This window comes from Halorhodospira neutriphila, assembly GCF_016584055.1.
Taxonomy (GTDB): domain Bacteria; phylum Pseudomonadota; class Gammaproteobacteria; order Nitrococcales; family Halorhodospiraceae; genus Halorhodospira; species Halorhodospira neutriphila.
In genome coordinates this window covers 1-15500 of the sequence record NZ_NRSH01000046.1, presented here as the reverse complement: position 1 = coordinate 15500, position 15500 = coordinate 1, and the positions used below count along the sequence as shown (strand labels likewise).

The 15500-nt window shown below is 73.7% G+C and carries 18 protein-coding genes; 12 read left to right on the top strand and 6 right to left on the bottom strand.

Annotated elements, in window-relative coordinates:
- From rsxC to rsxA, 3 genes are all read right to left on the bottom strand, one after another.
- Nucleotides 1-1332: electron transport complex subunit RsxC (gene rsxC, locus CKO13_RS05685; RefSeq protein ID WP_200257723.1), on the bottom strand; the 1332-nt coding region annotated here is incomplete at its 3' end.
- Nucleotides 1322-1864 carry an RnfABCDGE type electron transport complex subunit B gene (locus CKO13_RS05680; protein ID WP_200257722.1) on the bottom strand — a complete coding sequence of 181 codons (543 nt, stop codon included), beginning with the start codon at nt 1862-1864 and terminating at the stop codon, nt 1322-1324. The genes CKO13_RS05680 and rsxC, both read right to left, overlap by 11 nt.
- Nucleotides 1865-1890: 26 nt before the next feature.
- Nucleotides 1891-2472, bottom strand: coding sequence for an electron transport complex subunit RsxA (gene rsxA / locus CKO13_RS05675; RefSeq protein WP_200257721.1), 582 nt, complete (start codon nt 2470-2472; stop codon nt 1891-1893).
- Between the two features lie 320 nt (nt 2473-2792).
- Between rsxA and nifA the strand changes: the two genes are divergently transcribed.
- The 12 genes from nifA to CKO13_RS05615 all read left to right on the top strand — a co-directional run bounded on the left by nifA (nt 2793) and on the right by CKO13_RS05615 (nt 14055).
- On the top strand, nt 2793-4235 hold the full coding sequence (gene nifA, locus CKO13_RS05670) for a nif-specific transcriptional activator NifA (protein ID WP_200257719.1): 1443 nt from the start codon (nt 2793-2795) through the stop codon (nt 4233-4235).
- A gap of 230 nt (nt 4236-4465) precedes the next feature.
- Entirely contained in the window at nt 4466-5542 is a 1077-nt protein-coding gene (gene nifB, locus CKO13_RS05665) for a nitrogenase cofactor biosynthesis protein NifB (protein WP_200257718.1), read from the top strand.
- Entirely contained in the window at nt 5539-6663 is a 1125-nt protein-coding gene (gene nifV / locus CKO13_RS05660; protein ID WP_200257710.1) for a homocitrate synthase, read from the top strand. Before nifB ends, nifV begins: the two co-directional genes overlap by 4 nt.
- Nucleotides 6664-6687: 24 nt before the next feature.
- Complete coding sequence (locus tag CKO13_RS05655; protein WP_200257708.1) at nt 6688-7020, top strand: nitrogenase-stabilizing/protective protein NifW; 333 nt, start codon at nt 6688-6690, stop codon at nt 7018-7020.
- Nucleotides 7020-7505: a nitrogen fixation protein NifZ gene (locus tag CKO13_RS05650; RefSeq protein WP_338034590.1), complete on the top strand. Its 486-nt coding sequence runs from the start codon at nt 7020-7022 to the stop codon at nt 7503-7505. The genes CKO13_RS05655 and CKO13_RS05650 overlap by 1 nt, the downstream gene beginning before the upstream one ends.
- Complete coding sequence (gene nifM / locus CKO13_RS05645) at nt 7498-8340, top strand: nitrogen fixation protein NifM (protein WP_200257706.1); 843 nt, start codon at nt 7498-7500, stop codon at nt 8338-8340. Before CKO13_RS05650 ends, nifM begins: the two co-directional genes overlap by 8 nt.
- Before the next feature lie 307 nt (nt 8341-8647).
- Complete coding sequence (gene nifH / locus CKO13_RS05640) at nt 8648-9526, top strand: nitrogenase iron protein (RefSeq protein ID WP_200257704.1); 879 nt, start codon at nt 8648-8650, stop codon at nt 9524-9526.
- A 13-nt stretch (nt 9527-9539) separates the two neighbouring features.
- A complete protein-coding gene (gene nifD, locus CKO13_RS05635) occupies nt 9540-11009 on the top strand; it encodes a nitrogenase molybdenum-iron protein alpha chain (RefSeq protein ID WP_200257702.1) in 1470 nt (489 codons plus the stop codon).
- Between the two features lie 95 nt (nt 11010-11104).
- Complete coding sequence (nifK, locus tag CKO13_RS05630) at nt 11105-12676, top strand: nitrogenase molybdenum-iron protein subunit beta (protein WP_200257700.1); 1572 nt, start codon at nt 11105-11107, stop codon at nt 12674-12676.
- 27 nt (nt 12677-12703) lie between these two features.
- Entirely contained in the window at nt 12704-12904 is a 201-nt protein-coding gene (locus CKO13_RS05625) for a 4Fe-4S dicluster domain-containing protein (RefSeq protein ID WP_200257698.1), read from the top strand.
- Nucleotides 12905-12918: 14 nt separating this feature from the next.
- On the top strand, nt 12919-13638 hold the full coding sequence (locus CKO13_RS05620) for a NifB/NifX family molybdenum-iron cluster-binding protein (protein ID WP_200257696.1): 720 nt from the start codon (nt 12919-12921) through the stop codon (nt 13636-13638).
- Nucleotides 13639-13686: 48 nt separating this feature from the next.
- Nucleotides 13687-14055 carry a 2Fe-2S iron-sulfur cluster-binding protein gene (locus tag CKO13_RS05615; RefSeq protein ID WP_200257694.1) on the top strand — a complete coding sequence of 123 codons (369 nt, stop codon included), beginning with the start codon at nt 13687-13689 and terminating at the stop codon, nt 14053-14055.
- A 65-nt stretch (nt 14056-14120) separates the two neighbouring features.
- On the opposite strand, the gene CKO13_RS05610 is transcribed toward CKO13_RS05615, so the two are convergent.
- The 3 genes from CKO13_RS05610 to CKO13_RS05600 form a co-directional block, all read right to left on the bottom strand.
- Nucleotides 14121-14627 carry a NifX-associated nitrogen fixation protein gene (locus CKO13_RS05610; protein WP_200257692.1) on the bottom strand — a complete coding sequence of 169 codons (507 nt, stop codon included), beginning with the start codon at nt 14625-14627 and terminating at the stop codon, nt 14121-14123.
- A gap of 20 nt (nt 14628-14647) precedes the next feature.
- The gene (locus tag CKO13_RS05605; RefSeq protein WP_200257690.1) at nt 14648-15124 is read right to left on the bottom strand and encodes a NifB/NifX family molybdenum-iron cluster-binding protein; all 477 of its coding nucleotides are present in this window, start codon (nt 15122-15124) and stop codon (nt 14648-14650) included.
- A gap of 14 nt (nt 15125-15138) precedes the next feature.
- Nucleotides 15139-15500, bottom strand: a 362-nt coding sequence (locus tag CKO13_RS05600) for a nitrogenase component 1 (protein WP_274600659.1), incomplete at its 5' end; no start/stop codon positions are given.

The window sequence follows — 15500 nt, the reverse complement described above, 5'->3', positions numbered from 1 at the left end:
CTGAGCGGCGGCCTGCTCGGCGCGCTGGCCCCGGGCGTAGTGGAAGAGCTGGACCAGCGGCCGGGCCGCCGGGCAGACGTAGGCGCAGGAGCCGCAGGCCAGGCAGTCGTCGAGCCCCTGCGCCGCGGCGCCGTCGAGGTCGTCGGCGGCGGCGCGGTTGGCGATCTCGAAGGGCATCAGCCCCATGGGGCAGGCCGCGACGCAGCGCCCGCAGCGGATGCAGGGGGCGCCGCCGGGCTCGCGGACCTCCGCCGCGCCGAGGGCGATGACGCCGGTGGTGCCCTTGGCCACGCCCGCCTCGGCGGGGGCCTGCTGGCCCATCATGGGGCCGCCGGCGAGCAGCCGCGCCGGCGCCTCGCGCAGCCCCCCGGCCTGCTCGAGGAGGTGGGTGAAGGGCGTGCCCAGGGGTGCCTCGAGGTTGGCCGGCCGCGCCACCGCGCCGCCGCCGACGGTCACCGGCCGGTCGATCAGGGGCCGGCCCTCGCGCACGGCACGGTGGGTGGCGTAGGCGGTGCCGACGTTGTGGACGACGGCGCCGATATCCGCGGCCAGCTTCCCGGCCGGGACCTCGCGGCCGGTGAGGGCGTAGACGAGGTGCTTCTCCGAGCCCTGGGGCCAGAGGCTGGGCACCGCGGCCACCTCGACGGCGCCGAGGCGGGCGGTGGCCCGGCGCAGGGCCTCGAGGGCCGCGGGCTTGTTGTCCTCGACGCCGATGATCGCCCGCGCGGCGCGCAGGGCGTGGCGCATCAGCCGCACGCCGTCGACGACCGCCGCGGCGCGCTCGCGCATGAGCCGGTCGTCGCCGGTCAGGTACGGCTCGCACTCGCTGCCGTTGACAATCAGCGTCTCCACCGCCGTCCGGGGGGTGAGCTTGATCACGGCCGGGAAGGCGGCGCCGCCCATGCCGACGATGCCGGCCTCGGCGACCCGCTCGGCGATGGCCTCCGGCGCCAGGGCCTCGGCGGCGGCGGTGAGCGGCGCCGGCCGCTGCGGGTCCCAGCGCTCGGCGCCGTCGGGGGCGATGACCACGGTCGCCACCGTCAGCCCGGAGGGGTGGGGGGCAGGGTGCTCGGTGACCGCCTCGACAAGCCCCGAGGCGGGGGCGTGGATCGCCGCCGAGAGACCGCCGTCCGGGGCGCCGATGCGCTGGCCCTTGGCCACCGCCTCGCCGGCGGCGACCGTCGGCTGCGCCGGGGCGCCGATGTGCTGCGCCAGGGAGACGTAGAGCCGCTCGGGCAGCGCCACGGGCTCGAGGGCGCGCTCGGCGGTGGGGTGCTTGCGCTCCGCGGTGCGCACCCCGCCGCGGATCAGCGCCGGCTTACTAGGCCGCATGGCGCTCGACCTCCGCCGGCCGCGGCCAGCGCCAGTTCCCTAGGGTGACCGGCTCGGGGACCATCTGCAGCGTCTCCGTGGGGCAGACGTCGATGCAGGCCGTGCACCCCGAGCACGCCTCCGGCAGGACGCCGTGGATCTGCTGCGGGGCGCCGATAATCGCGTCGGTGGGGCAGGCCCGCAGGCACTTGAGGCAGCCGATGCACAGGCCCTCGTCGACGACCCGCGCCACCCGCCGGGGCCCGCCGTGGGCGTCGCCGCTGAGCGGCCGGCCCGTCAGCCGGGCGAGCTCCTCGGCCACGGCGCGGCCGCCGGGCGGGCAGAAGTCGGGCGGCAGCTCGCCGGCGGCCACCGCGGCGGCGCCGATGGCGCAGCCGGGGTAGCCGCACTGGCCGCAGTTGGTCCCGGGCAGGGCCTCCTCGACGGCCTCGGCGAGGGCGTCGCCCTCGGGCTTGAGGTGGCGGTGGGCGACGGCGAGCAGCCAGCCGATGGCCACAGCCAGGGCGGTGAGCACGAGCATCGCGGCGTACATCGCGGTTCCTCCCTTCTCGGCTGCCCTCAGCCGCTGGGCAGGCCGTCGAGGCCCATGAAGGCCAGCGACAGCAGCCCGGCGGTGACGAAGGCGATGGGCGTGCCCTCGAAGGCGCGCGGCACCGCGGCGGCGGCCAGGCGCTGGCGCAGCCCGGCGAAGAGGACGAGCACCAGCGTGAAGCCGAGCGCCGCCCCGAAGCCGAAGAGCACGCTCTCGGCGAGGGTGTTGCCCTCCTGGAGGTTGAGCAGCGCCACGCCGAGCACGGCGCAGTTGGTGGTGATCAGCGGCAGGAAGATCCCCAGCACCTGGTGGAGCGTCGGGCTCACGCGGGCGACGGCCATCTCCGTGAGCTGCACCGCGCCGGCGATGACCAGGATGAAGCTCAGGATGCGCAGGAACTCCAGGCCCAGGGGCTGGAGGAGCCAGTGCTCGAGCAGCCAGCCGGCGGTGGCCGCCAGGGTGAGCACGAAGGTCGTCGCCAGCCCCATGCCCAGCGCCGTGTCGAGGCGGCTCGAGACCCCCATGAAGGGGCACAGCCCCAGGAACATGGTCAGCACCACGTTGTTGACCAGGGCGATCCCGAGGACCAGGAGCAGGTAGTCGGCCATCTCGCCTCCTCAAGTCTTCGCGGCGCTGCGGCGGCGCCCACCGCCTGCCGCTTTGCATCAGCCGTGCCAGGCCCGTCGCCCCCGGCCCGATCCCCGGCCGGGGCGGCGTCCGGGCGGGCGTGCACAAGGCGGGTGCACGGCCGCCCGGGTGTTGCACCCCGCACAATGCACGTCGGCGGCGGGGCGGCTTGTCGGTCCTGCGACATCGTCGGCGATCCGGGCGGCGGCGGAGACGGCGCACTTTTTGCAAGGGCTAAGGGGAGGCGCCGCGGCCTTGCGGCGCCGCGCCCCTAGGCTGTGTGCGAACGGGAGGTGTCTTAATGGCTACCGGAGACCGCGAGCAGGCCCGCCGCGAGCTCGTCGAGGCCGAGCTCGAGGCCCTCTACCACGTCGGCCAGGTCCTCGCCCGCTCGCTGGATCTGCGCGAGACCCTCCAGGCGGTCCTCGAGGTCCTGCACGAGCAGGTGGGCGTGCACTCGGGGATGGTGGCGCTGCGCGACCCCATCCGCGGCGAGTCCATCGTCCGCGCCCTCCACGGCCGGGTGCCGCCGGAGGAGGTCAGCTACCGACCCGGCGAGGGGGTGGTCGGCGAGATCCTCGCCGCCGGCGAGACGGTGGTGATCCACCGCATCGCCGACGACCCGCGCTTCCTCGACCGCCTCGGCCTCTACGCCGCGGAGCTGCCCTTCATCGGCGTGCCCATCCGCGCCCCCGGCGAGGGCGAGCCGCCGATCGGGGTGCTCGCCGCGCAGCCGAGCAGCGCCGACGCCGGCATGCTCGCCGAGCGGGCCCGGCTGATGGAGATGGTCGCCAACCTCGTGGCGCAGACGGTCCGCCTGGCCTCCCGGGTCGGCAGCGAGCAGGCGGCGCTCGCCGACGAGCGCGACCAGCTGCGCCGCGAGATCCAGGGCTGCTACGGCTTCGAGAACATCGTCGGCCGCAGCGCGCCGATCCGCCGGGTCTTCGAGCAGGTCCGCCGGGTGGCGCCGTGGAGCGTCACGGTGCTGCTGCGCGGCGAGTCGGGGACGGGCAAGGAGCTCATCGCCAACGCCATCCACTACAACTCGCCCCGGGCCGACGCCCCCTTCGTCAAGCTCAACTGCGCCGCGCTGCCCGACAGCCTCCTCGAGAGCGAGCTCTTCGGCCACGAGAAGGGGGCGTTCACCGGCGCCGTGCAGAGCCGCACGGGCCGCTTCGAGCAGGCCGACGGCGGCACGCTCTTCCTCGACGAGATGGGGGATATCTCGCCGGCCTTCCAGGCGAAGCTCCTGCGCGTGCTCCAGGAGGGCGAGCTCGAGCGCCTCGGCGGCTCGCGCACCCGGCGGGTGGACGTGCGGGTCCTCGCCGCCACCAACCGCGACCTGGAGGCGGCGGTGGCCGACGGCAGTTTCCGCGAGGACCTCTACTACCGGCTCAACGTGGTGGCCCTGCGCATGCCGGCGCTGCGCGAGCGCCTCGAGGACCTGCCCGAGCTGGCCGGGTTCCTGGCCTCGCGCATCGGCGCCGAGCAGGGCCGGGAGCTGACGGTCACCGACAGCGCCCTGCGCGCCCTGATGCGCTACCGCTGGCCGGGCAATGTCCGCGAGCTGGAGAACGTCCTGCAGCGGGCGGCGATGACCCGCTCGCGCTCGTCGAGCTCGGGGTCGTTGGGGTCCGGCGCCGCCGGCTGGGTCCAGGCCAAGGCCGCGCGGCTGCTGGGCATGACCCCCCGGCAGGTCGCCTACCGCATCAAGACCTTCAACATCCCCCTCAAGGAGCTCTGAGCCCCCGCCGCCGGGTGGCGCCCGCATCGAGGGGGCGCCGGGCGCGGGCCTCGCGGCGGATCTGCGACAACGCCCCGCCCCGGCTTGTCGCTTCCCCGACAAGCGCCGCCGCCGGCCGCCCCTACGGCCGGGAGCGGGGCCTCGGCATGCGGCTTGCAAACCCTCTCGACGAACCCCGCTGGGTCTCAGCCCGGGGCGCTCCCCGCCCAGCCGAGAAGGGAGTAAGGACGATGAGCGCTACGCCCTCCGAGACCGGCCCCGCGCCGGCCGGCTGCACCGAGGCCGCCGGCTGCGGTGCCCCGGCCGGCGACGGCCTCGCGCACCTGCCGGAGCGGGTCCGCGAGAAGGTCCGCGACCACCCCTGCTACTCCGAGCGCGCCCACCACCACTTCGCCCGGCTGCACGTGGCGGTGGCGCCCGGCTGCAACCTACGCTGCAACTACTGCAACCGCAAATACGACTGCGCCAACGAGTCCCGGCCCGGGGTGGCCTCCGAGGTCCTCTCCCCGGCGGAGGCGGTGCGCAAGACCCTGGCCGTGGCCGCCGAGATCCCGCAGCTCTCCGTGGTCGGGATCGCCGGGCCCGGCGACGCGCTGGCCAATCCGCGCCGGAGCCTCGAGACCTTCGAGCGCATCCGCGAGGCGGCCCCGGATCTGCACCTGTGCCTGTCGACCAACGGCCTGGCGCTGCCGGAGTACGTCGACCGGATCGTCGAGCTGGGGGTCGAGCACGTCACCGTGACCGTCAACGCCGTCGATCCGGCGATCGGGGCGCAGATCCACCCCGCCGTCGTCCTCGAGCGCCGGCGCCGGCGGGGCGAGGAGGGCGCCGCGCTGCTCATCGAGCGCCAGCTCCACGGGGTGGCGGCGCTCGCCGAGCGCGGTGTGCTCGTCAAGGTCAACTCCGTGGCCATCCCCGGCATCAACCACCGCCACCTGCCCGCGGTGGCGCAGGCGGTGCGCCGCCGCGGGGCCTTCCTGCACAACGTCATGCCCCTGATCGCCGATCCCGCCTACGGCACCTACTTCGGCCGGATCGGCCAGCGCGGCCCCACCGAGGCCGAGCTGCTCGGCCTGCGCGCCGCCTGCGGCAGCGCCATGCCCGTGATGAGCCACTGCCAGCAGTGCCGCGCCGACGCCGTGGGGCTGCTCGGCGAGGACCGGGGGGCGGAGTTCAGCCGCGAGCGGGTGGCCGCTGCGGCGGTGGATGCGGAGCAGGGGCGCGCCCGGCGCCAGGCCGTCCGCGCCGAGCTCAACGCGGCCCTGCGCCGCGAGGAGCCCGAGGAGGCGACGGGGGGTGGCGCATGACGGCGCCGGTGACCCTCGACGACACCACGCTGCGCGACGGCGAGCAGTCCGCCGGCGTCGCCTTCACCCGGGGGGAGCGGCTGGCCATCGCCGAGGCGCTGGACGCCCTCGGGGTGCCGGAGCTGGAGGTGGGGATCCCGGCCATGGGCGCGGAGGAGCGCGCCGATATCCGGGCCCTCGCCGAGGCGGGGCTGGGCGCCCGGCTGCTGGTCTGGGCCCGGATGCGCGCCGCGGACCTGGCCGTCTGCGCCGAGCTCGGCGTCTGGGGGGTGGACGGCTCCATCCCGGTCTCCGACCAGCAGATCGCCCACAAGCTCGGCCGCGACCGGCGCTGGGTGCTGCGCCGGATCGAGGCGTGGGTGGCCCGCGCCCGGGGGCAGGGCCTGGCCGTGGTCGTCGGCGGCGAGGACGCCACCCGGGCCGACCCCGACTTCCTCGTCGAGGTGGCCCGCTGCGCCGAGGCGGCCGGCGCCCGGCGGCTGCGCCTCGCCGACACCGTGGGCATCGGCGAGCCCTTCGCCGTGCGGGCGCTCTTCGAGCGGCTGCGGGCGGCGACGGCCCTGGAGCTGGAGATCCACGCCCACGACGACTTCGGCCTCGCCACGGCGAACACCCTCGCCGCCGTCCTCGGCGGGGCGAGCCACGCCAACACCACCGTCTGCGGGCTCGGCGAGCGCGCCGGCAACGCCGCCCTCGAGGAGGTGGCCCTCGGCCTGGAGCGCCTCTACGGCCGGCCGCTGGGGCTCGACCTCGGCGCCCTGGCGCAGCTCGTCGAGCGGGTCGAGGCGGCCTCGGGGCGGCCGGTGCCGTGGGGCAAGAGCGTGGTGGGCGAAGGCATCTTCCGCCACGAGTCGGGGATCCACGTCGACGGGCTGCTCAAGGACGCGCGCAACTACCAGGGCCTCGACCCGGCGGCGCTGGGGCGGTGCCACGAGCTGGTCCTCGGCAAGCACTCCGGGACCCGCGGCGTCCTCGAGGCGTGCCGCGCCGCGGGGCTGGCCGTGACCGCGGAGCAGGCGCAGCGGCTGCTGCCGCACCTGCGCCGCTGGAGCGTCGAGCACAAGCGGGGGCCGACGGACAGCGAGCTGCGGGCCCTGGTGAGCGACGTCATCGAGGCCTGAGCAGCGAGAAAGGGAGGAGGGGCCATGTGGCTCAGAGACCTGCACACCGAGCTCGAGGAGCTCGACAGCGCCGAGGCGTTCATGGAGTGGTTCGGCGTCGACTACGACCCGCACACCGTCAGCGTCTACCGCCTGCACATCCTCAAGCGCTTCCACGACTACATCCAGGCCGAGGCGCCGCCCCAGGAGCCCGAGGCCGCCCTGGCGCGGGCGGCGGCGCTGCTGCGCCAGGCCCACGACGACTTCGTCGGCTCCGACGCCCGTACCCAGGCGGCCCTGCGGGTCTACCAGCAGCCGCCCGGCGGCGGTCAGGCGGCCATCCCGGTGGCGCAGATCCAGCGCCGGAGGCTGCACTGATGGCGGCCTTCGAGATCGGGGCGGCCGTGCGGGTGGTGCGCAACGTCCGCGACGACGGCACCTACCCGGGCGCGGAGCGCGGCGAGCGCCTCGTCGCCCGGGGGAGTGTCGGCTACGTCCGCGACCGGGGCACGTTCCTCCAGGACCAGGTGGTCTACGCCGTGGAGTTCGTCGAGGCGGGTCGGGTGGTCGGCTGCCGGGAGGCGGAGCTCATCCCCGCCGAGGTCCCCTGGGTGGCGACCCGCTTCGAGGCCCGCGACCGGGTGACGCCGCTGCGCCGGCTCGCCGTCGACGGCGAGGTGGTCGCCGCGCCCGGCGCCGTCGGCGAGGTCCTGCGCGTGCTCCGCGACCGCGAGCCGGAGCCGGCCTACCACGTCCGCCTCGCCGGCCGGACCCTGGTGGTCCCCGAGTCCCGCCTCGCCGAGGCCGGCGAGGCGCTCGGGGGCGACGCCGAGCGCGACACGGAGGGGATCCGCGATGGCTGACGCCTACCGGCTCATGCGCGCCGCCCTGGCCCTCTTCGACGCCCCGCCGGCGCAGCTGGAGGCGGCGCAGCGCCAGCGCGCGGAGGCCCAGGCGGAGCGGGAGGCGGACCTCGAGCGGCGGATCCTGGCGACCCCGGAGGCGGCCGCGGTCGCCGTCAGCGAGGCGCAGGTCGCGGAGGCCGTCGCCACGATCGAAGGGCGCTTCGCCGACGCCGCCGAGCTCGAGCGGGCGCTCGCCGCCAACGGCCTCGACCGCGAGGCGCTCGCCGCGGCGGCGGCCGAGGAGCTGCGCGTCGAGGGCGCCCTGGAGCAGGCCGCGGCGCGGGCCGAGCCGGTCACCGACGCCGAGCTCGAGCGCTTCTACCGCGAGCACCCCGAGCGCTTCCGGCGCGAGCAGGAGGCCCGCACCGTGCGCCATATCCTCATCACCCTCAACGACGACTACCCCGAGAACCGCCGCGACCGGGCCTGGTCGCGGGCCGAGCGGCTGGCCGCCGAGCTGCAGGCCGCGCCCGAGGGCTTCGCCGCGGCGGCGCAGCGCTACTCGGAGTGCCCCTCGGCGCTCCACGACGGCCTCATCGGCCAGGTCACCCGAGGGCAGCTCCACGCCGAGCTCGATGCCGCGCTCTTCGCCATGGCCGCTGGCGAGGTGCGCGGGCCGGTGGAGACGGCCGTGGGGCTCCACGTCCTCTACTGCGAGGCGGTCCACCCGCCGGGCCCTGTGCCCCTCGAGGCGGTGCGCGAGCGCCTGCGCGAGCGGCTGCAGGCGCAGCGGGCCGAGCAGGCCCGCCGCGCGTGGGTGCGCGCCCTCCCGGGCCCTTCTGCTACCCGCTGACGGCCCGTACGTGCCCCTCCGCGCGTGCGGTGCCCCCCTCGGCTCCGGCGCTCCGGCCGTGTTCGCTCTCCGACAAACCGCTCCCTCCTTGTCGGGTTTGATCCGCTCCTCCACCCCGCTCGGGGAGGGCCGCCCCCGCGCCGAGGGGGTGGCCGCCGCCGGGCCGGAAGGCCCCTCACACGGGGCCTGGGGCCGCCCGCAGCGGCGCTCGGCACCCCGGGCGGCCCCATTGGCACAGCGGTTGCAAAAAGGGGAGCCAAGGGCCGCGAGGGCGGCTCGCAACCCAGAGGCTTCGGAGGTAACCGACATGCGACAAGCAGCGATCTACGGCAAGGGCGGCATCGGCAAGTCCACCACCACGCAGAACCTCGTCGCGGCGCTCGCCGAGATGGGCAAGAAGGTGATGATCGTCGGCTGCGACCCGAAGGCCGACTCCACCCGGCTGATGCTCCACGCCAAGGCCCAGAACACCGTCATGCACCTCGCCGCCGAGGCGGGCAGCGTCGAGGACCTCGAGCTCGAGGACGTCCTCCAGGTCGGCTACGGCGACGTCAAGTGCGTCGAGTCCGGCGGCCCCGAGCCGGGGGTCGGCTGCGCCGGGCGCGGTGTGATCACCGCCATCAACTTCCTCGAGGAGGAGGGCGCCTACGACGACGATCTCGACTTCGTCTTCTACGACGTCCTCGGCGACGTGGTCTGCGGCGGCTTCGCCATGCCCATCCGCGAGAACAAGGCCCAGGAGATCTACATCGTCGTCTCCGGCGAGATGATGGCCATGTACGCGGCTAACAACATCTCCAAGGGCATCGTCAAGTACGCCAGCTCCGGCGGCGTGCGCCTCGCCGGGCTGATCTGCAACTCCCGCAACACCGACCGCGAGGACGAGCTCATCGAGGCCCTCGCCCGGGGCCTGGGGACGAAGATGGTCGGCTTCCTGCCGCGCGACAACGTCGTCCAGCAGGCGGAGATCCGCCGGATGACGGTCATCGAGTACAACCCCAAGGCCAAGCAGGCCGACGTCTACCGGCAGCTGGCGCAGAGTGTCGTCGACAACCAGGACTTCGTCGTCCCGACGCCTATGGAGATGGACGATCTCGAGAGCCTGCTCATGGAGTTCGGCGTCCTCGAGGAGGCGGACGAGTCCATCGTCGGGCAGAAGGCGGAAGAGGCCGAGCAGTCGGCGTAAGGAGGGGCGATCCATGTCCAGCATGACCCACGAGGAGGCCGAGGCCCTCATCGAGGAGGTCCTCGAGGCCTATCCGGAGCGCACGCGCAAGGACCGGGCCAAGCACCTGAGCGTCGGCGCCGGCGGCGAGCAGCCGAGCAAGTGCGTGACCTCCAACCGCAAGTCGCAGCCCGGGGTGATGACCCAGCGCGGCTGCGCCTACGCCGGCTCCAAGGGCGTGGTCTGGGGCCCGGTGAAGAACCTCGTCCACATCTCCCACGGCCCGGTGGGCTGCGGGCAGTACTCCCGGGCGGGCCGGCGCAACTACTACGTCGGCCACACCGGCGTGGACACCTTCGGGACGATGAACTTCACCTCGGACTTCCAGGAGAAGGACATCGTCTTCGGCGGCGACCCCAAGCTCGAGAAGATCCTCGACGAGATCGAGATGCTCTTCCCGCTGAGCAAGGGGGTGACCGTCCAGTCCGAGTGCCCCATCGGCCTGATCGGCGACGATATCGAGGCCGTCGCCAGGAGCGGCGGCGAGCGCCTCGGCAAGCCGGTGGTGCCGGTGCGCTGCGAGGGCTTCCGCGGCGTCTCGCAGTCGCTCGGCCACCACATCGCCAACGACGCCATCCGCGACCACGTCGTCCACCAGCGCGACGCGGCGGGCGAGGAGGCCGGCCCCTACGACGTGGCGATCCTCGGCGACTACAACATCGGCGGCGACGCCTGGGCGTCGCGGATCCTGCTCGAGGAGATGGGCCTGAACGTGGTCGCCCAGTGGCCCGGCGACGCCACCCTCGCGGAGATGGAGCGCACGCCGCAGAGGGCGCAGCTCAACCTCCTGCACTGCTACCGCTCGATGAACTACATCAGCGAGTACCTCCACGAGAAGTACGGCATCCCGTACCTGGAGTACAACCTCTTCGGGCCGACGAAGATCGCCGAGAGCCTGCGGGCGATCGCCGCCCACTTCGACGAGCAGATCCAGGCCAACGCCGAGGCGGTCATCGCCAAGTACCAGCCGGTCATGGACGAGGTCATCGCCAAGTACCGCCCCCGGCTCGAGGGCAAGCGGGTGATGATCTATGTCGGCGGGCTGCGCGCCCGGCACGTGATCGGCGCCTACGAGGACCTGGGCATGGAGGTCATCGGCACCGGCCACGAGTTCGGCCACGACGACGACTACGAGAAGACCTACCCGGAGCTCAAGGAGGGGACGCTGATCTACGACGACGTCACCGAGTACGAGCTCGAGCGCTTCGTCGGGCGGCTGCGGCCGGACCTCGTCGCGGCGGGGATCAAGGAGAAGTACGTCTTCCAGAAGATGGGGCTGCCGTTCCGGCAGATGCACTCCTGGGACTACTCCGGGCCGTACCACGGCTACGACGGCTTCGCGGTCTTCGCCCGGGATATGGACATGACCCTGAACAACCCGGTCTGGGGCCGCATGACGCCGCCGTGGAAGCGCACGGCGCCCGCCGCCTCCGAGGCCGCCTAGGCCCGCGGGGGAACCCGTGCGGGCCGGGTACGCGCCGGCCCGCCTGAATCCGCAAAGGCGCCCGCCGCCGCGCGGGCGCACTGGAGGTGATCGCGATGAACCAGGATCCCGAGGCCATCAAGCCCTGCTATCCGCTCTTCCGGGACGACGACTACCGGCAGGTCCTCGCCCGCAAGCGCGCCGAGCACGAGGAGGCTGTCGACCCCTCGGCCATCGAGGAGACGTTCCGCTGGACGACCACGGAGGAGTACCGGGAGCTGAACTTCTCCCGCGAGGCCCTGACCGTGAACCCGGCCAAGGCGTGCCAGCCGCTGGGCGCGGTCCTCTGCGCCCTCGGCTTCGAGCGGACCCTGCCGTACGTCCACGGCTCCCAGGGGTGCGTGGCCTACTTCCGCACCTACTTCAACCGCCACTTCAAGGAGCCGATCCCCTGCGTCTCCGACTCGATGACCGAGGACGCCGCGGTCTTCGGCGGCCACACCAACATGAAGCAGGGGCTGCAGAACGCCTACACCCTCTACCAGCCGGAGATGCTCGCCGTCTCGACGACGTGCATGGCCGAGGTCATCGGCGACGATCTGGGCGGCTTCATCGGCAACGCCAAGGGCGAGGGCTACCTCCCCGAGTCGGTACCGACGCCCTACGCCAACACCCCGAGCTTCGTCGGCAGCCACGTCACCGGCTGGGACAACATGTTCGAGGGCACGGTCCGCTACTTCACCATCAACGAGATGGCGGACAAGGAGCGGGGCGCCAACGGCAAGCTCAACCTCGTCCCCGGCTTCGAGACCTACCTCGGCAGCTACCGCTGGCTCCGCCGGGCCCTCGACGAGATGGGCGTTGACTACAGCCTGCTCAACGACCCCACCGAGGCCCTCGACACCCCGGCCGACGGGACCTACCGGATGTACGCCGGCGGCACCCCCGCCGAGGCGCTCCGCGACGCCCCCAACGGCGTCGATACCCTGCTGCTCCAGCCCTGGGGGCTGACCAAGACCAAGAAGTTCATCAAGCAGACCTGGGGGCACGACTGCCCCGAGATCGACATCCCCATGGGGCTGGCGGGGACGGACCAGTTCCTGATGAAGGTCGCCGAGCTGACGGGGCGGTCGATCCCCGAGTCGCTGGAACGGGAGCGTGGGCGGCTGGTGGATATGATGACCGACTCCCACGCCTGGATCCACGGCCGGCGCTTCGCCCTCTGGGGGGATGCCGACTTCGTCATGGGGCTGACGCGCTTCCTCACCGAGCTCGGCGCCGAGCCGCGCCACATCCTCTGCCACAACGCCAACAAGCGCTGGGGCAAGGCGATGCGCAGCCTGCTCGCCGAGACCCCCTTCGGCGAGAGCGCCGAGGTCCACGTCGGCAAGGACCTGTGGCACATGCGCTCGCTGGTGTTCACCGACAAGCCCGACTTCATGATCGGCAACTCCTACGGCAAGTTCATCCAGCGCGACACGCTGCACCTGGGCAAGGAGCACGAGGTGCCGCTGATCCGGCTAGGCTTCCCCATCTTCGACCGCCACCACCTGCACCGGCACAGCGTCTGGGGCTACGAGGGGGCCATGTACATCCTCTCGACCCTGGTCAACGAGGTGCTCGCGCGGGTCGACGAGGAGACCCGGCACATGGGCGAGACCGACTACAACTACGACCTCATCCGCTAAGCGCCCCACGAGAGGGAGGACCGAGCCATGGCCATGTACATCGACCAAGCGCTGTGCACCAGCTGCGGCGACTGCGAGCCGGAGTGCCCCGAGGCGGCGATCCGCCGGACCAAGACCGGGCTCTACGAGATCAAGGCCGACCGCTGCACCGAGTGCGAGGGGCACTTCGACATGCCCCGCTGCGAGGAGGTCTGCCCGGTGGACGAGTGCATCCAGCCGGCGGACTAAGAGGAGGGCTTGCCATGAGCGATGAACAACCGATCTCCCGGGCGCTCGCGCTGCGCATCGGCCTGGCGGCGCGGGCCGTCCCCGAGCTCGAGCCCCGCCAGCTCGTCGGCGCCCTGCTGCGGCTCCTCGGGCCGTCGCTGACCGAGGAGGGGGTCGCCGGCGTCACCGCCGACGACCTCCGCCGCGCCGGCGAGGCCCTGCAGCTCGACGGCCTCGCCGGGGCGCCGGAGGCCGTGCGCGAGCAGGTCTGCCGCCGCCTCCTCGCCCTCGCCCTGCAGGCGGCGAGCGCCGTGCCCGAGCCGAGCGGCACGGCGCCCCTGCCGGGGGCGATTCGGGTCGCCTGCACCTCCAACGCCGGCACGGCCCTCGACGGCCACTTCGGCTCCTGCGCCCGCTTCCTCGTCTACGAGGTCAACCGCGCCGAGGCGCGGCTGGCGGCGGTGCGCTCGGCGCTCGAGGCCGGCCGCGGCCAGGGCAGCGGCATCGGCGAGAAGAGCGCTGCCCGGGCGGCGCTGATCGCCGACTGCCACCTGCTCTACACCCGCTCCATCGGCGGGCCGGCGGCGGCGAAGGTGGTCCGCCGCGGCATCCACCCGGTCAAGCTCCCCGACGGCGGGGACGCCGACGGGCTCATGGCCGAGCTCGCCGAGGTGCTCGCCGACCGGCCCCCGCCGTGGCTGGCGAAGGTCATGGGGGCGGCGCTGCCGGTGGACTTCTCGGCCTCGGCCCCCTAGCAGGGGCCTGAGGGACCCTGCTGTCACCTACCGAATAGGAGCGTGCAGATGGCAACGATCTACTTCTCCTCCCCGATCATGGCGAAGAACAAGAAGGTCGAGGCGGTCGCGGGCAAGCGGACCACCCTGCTCGGCGTCGCCAAGGAGCACGGGATCAAGATCCCCCGCGAGTGCGAGGACGGCGAGTGCGGCTCCTGCCTCGTGAAGGTCACCCACCTCGACGGCGACCGGGTCAAGGCGGTGATGCTCACCGACAAGGAGCGTAACGTCCTCAAGTCCATCGGCAAGCTGCCCCGCCGCGAGGAGGAGCGGGCCAACCTCAAGGACCTGCCCCCCACCTACCGCCTCGCCTGCCAGACCGTGGTCACCGACGAGGACCTGCTTGTGGAGTTCACCGGCGAGCCGGGCGGCGCCTAGCCCCGGCGGGCGGTGCGCGCGCCGAGGGGGCCTCTCCTCGGCGCGTTTTTCGTTGTCCTAGGGCGTCAGGTGCGGGCGGCCTCGGGGAAGCGCTCAATCAGCTGGACCGCCGTGTCGACGAGGCGCTCGCCGCGTGCGGCGAGCTTCTCGGCGCTGGGGAAGCCGAAGCGGTGGACCTCGCGCAGGGGCTTATCCACGGCCACGAGCCGGCCGACGAGCACGAAGGCGCGGCCGAAGCCCTCGGAGCTGAGGTCGAGCACCGGCACGCCCATCAGCCCGGTCCGCGCCTCGATGCGGGCCGCGACGGCGTTGTAGAAGGTGCGCAGGCGGATCAGGGTCCGCGGATCCGGATTGGCCGTGATCGGCAGCGCCTGCTTACGCTCCCGGGTCAGGATGAACGGATCCAGGAGCGCGGCGTCGGTGTACTGCTCCCAGGCGCCGAAGGTATCCAGCGCCCGCACCTGCCGGATCAGCTCCCGGGGGAAGGCGTGCTGCAGGCTCGGCTCATCGTCGGCGAGCACCCGTCCCTCGCTGCCCGGTGACGCGGTGCCCTGTGCTCTTGGGCTCGACATGGCTCTCTCCTCTGTTGCGCTCAGCCGGCTGATCCCGTCCACCCCTCGGCCTCGAGGGCGTCGAAGCGGGCGCGCTCCTCGGCCGGGGTGCGCAGCGCCCGGGCGAGCCAGACCTCGGGCCGGTGGGGGAGCTGGGCGACGAGATCGGCGAGCACCGCCGTGATGGGGGTGCCGGGCTCCGCCCGGCGGGGCTGGATGTCGCGCGCGAGCAGGCGGCTGATGGCGCCGGCGCCGGCGGCCTGGCAGTAGACGGCGGCGCAGCCGCGCAGCGCCTCGAGCCGCTCGGCGAGCTTGTCCTCGGCGCCGTTGTCGGCGGCGAGCTCGATGACCTCGGCGATCTGGCTCCCCCGCTGGCTGACCCAGTGGATGGTGAAGCCGGTGGCGGCGCCGAAGTGCTGATCGACGTGCCGGCGATCGGAGCTGGCGAAGGCGACCCGCGCCGCCGGCGCGGCGGGCGGCGGCGCGTCCGTGAGGCTGAAGTGGCGCAGGGTGGTCATCAGTCCCTCCTCCCTCAGGCGGCTGTCGGGCGGTAGACGGAGCGGTAGGGCGTCAGGCCGCCGTGGCGCTCGTGGTGCTCGAGCAGGGTGTTGGCGAGCTCGAAGAGGGCGTCGCGGCTGCCGCGGTAGCCGACCCGCGGCTGCAGGTGGCGGCCCAGGCGCTCCCAGCTCGGGTAGCCGTGCTCGACGAGGGGGACGCCGAGGCGCTCGGCGGTGGCCGCCGCGTGGCTGCTGCCGAGCACGAGATCGGCGCCGGCGGCGCGGCCGTAGCCCTCGAGCGCCTCGAGGTCGCCGATGACCACCCGCGGCAGGGGGAGGCGCTCGAGCACCGGGGCGCGCTCCGGCGCCACGGCGGCGGCCACCTCGGCGCCGACGC

Bases quoted from the DNA above. Each gene is read 5' to 3' on its own strand.
- CKO13_RS05680 (WP_200257722.1), bottom strand. From the start codon at position 1,864: ATGTACGCCGCGATGCTCGTGCTCACCGCCCTGGCTGTGGCCATCGGC.
- rsxA (WP_200257721.1), bottom strand. From the start codon at position 2,472: ATGGCCGACTACCTGCTCCTGGTCCTCGGGATCGCCCTGGTCAACAAC.
- nifA (WP_200257719.1), top strand. From the start codon at position 2,793: ATGGCTACCGGAGACCGCGAGCAGGCCCGCCGCGAGCTCGTCGAGGCC.
- nifB (WP_200257718.1), top strand. From the start codon at position 4,466: ATGAGCGCTACGCCCTCCGAGACCGGCCCCGCGCCGGCCGGCTGCACC.
- nifV (WP_200257710.1), top strand. From the start codon at position 5,539: ATGACGGCGCCGGTGACCCTCGACGACACCACGCTGCGCGACGGCGAG.
- CKO13_RS05655 (WP_200257708.1), top strand. From the start codon at position 6,688: ATGTGGCTCAGAGACCTGCACACCGAGCTCGAGGAGCTCGACAGCGCC.
- CKO13_RS05650 (WP_338034590.1), top strand. From the start codon at position 7,020: ATGGCGGCCTTCGAGATCGGGGCGGCCGTGCGGGTGGTGCGCAACGTC.
- nifM (WP_200257706.1), top strand. From the start codon at position 7,498: ATGGCTGACGCCTACCGGCTCATGCGCGCCGCCCTGGCCCTCTTCGAC.
- nifH (WP_200257704.1), top strand. From the start codon at position 8,648: ATGCGACAAGCAGCGATCTACGGCAAGGGCGGCATCGGCAAGTCCACC.
- nifD (WP_200257702.1), top strand. From the start codon at position 9,540: ATGTCCAGCATGACCCACGAGGAGGCCGAGGCCCTCATCGAGGAGGTC.
- nifK (WP_200257700.1), top strand. From the start codon at position 11,105: ATGAACCAGGATCCCGAGGCCATCAAGCCCTGCTATCCGCTCTTCCGG.
- CKO13_RS05625 (WP_200257698.1), top strand. From the start codon at position 12,704: ATGGCCATGTACATCGACCAAGCGCTGTGCACCAGCTGCGGCGACTGC.
- CKO13_RS05620 (WP_200257696.1), top strand. From the start codon at position 12,919: ATGAGCGATGAACAACCGATCTCCCGGGCGCTCGCGCTGCGCATCGGC.
- CKO13_RS05615 (WP_200257694.1), top strand. From the start codon at position 13,687: ATGGCAACGATCTACTTCTCCTCCCCGATCATGGCGAAGAACAAGAAG.
- CKO13_RS05610 (WP_200257692.1), bottom strand. From the start codon at position 14,627: ATGTCGAGCCCAAGAGCACAGGGCACCGCGTCACCGGGCAGCGAGGGA.
- CKO13_RS05605 (WP_200257690.1), bottom strand. From the start codon at position 15,124: ATGACCACCCTGCGCCACTTCAGCCTCACGGACGCGCCGCCGCCCGCC.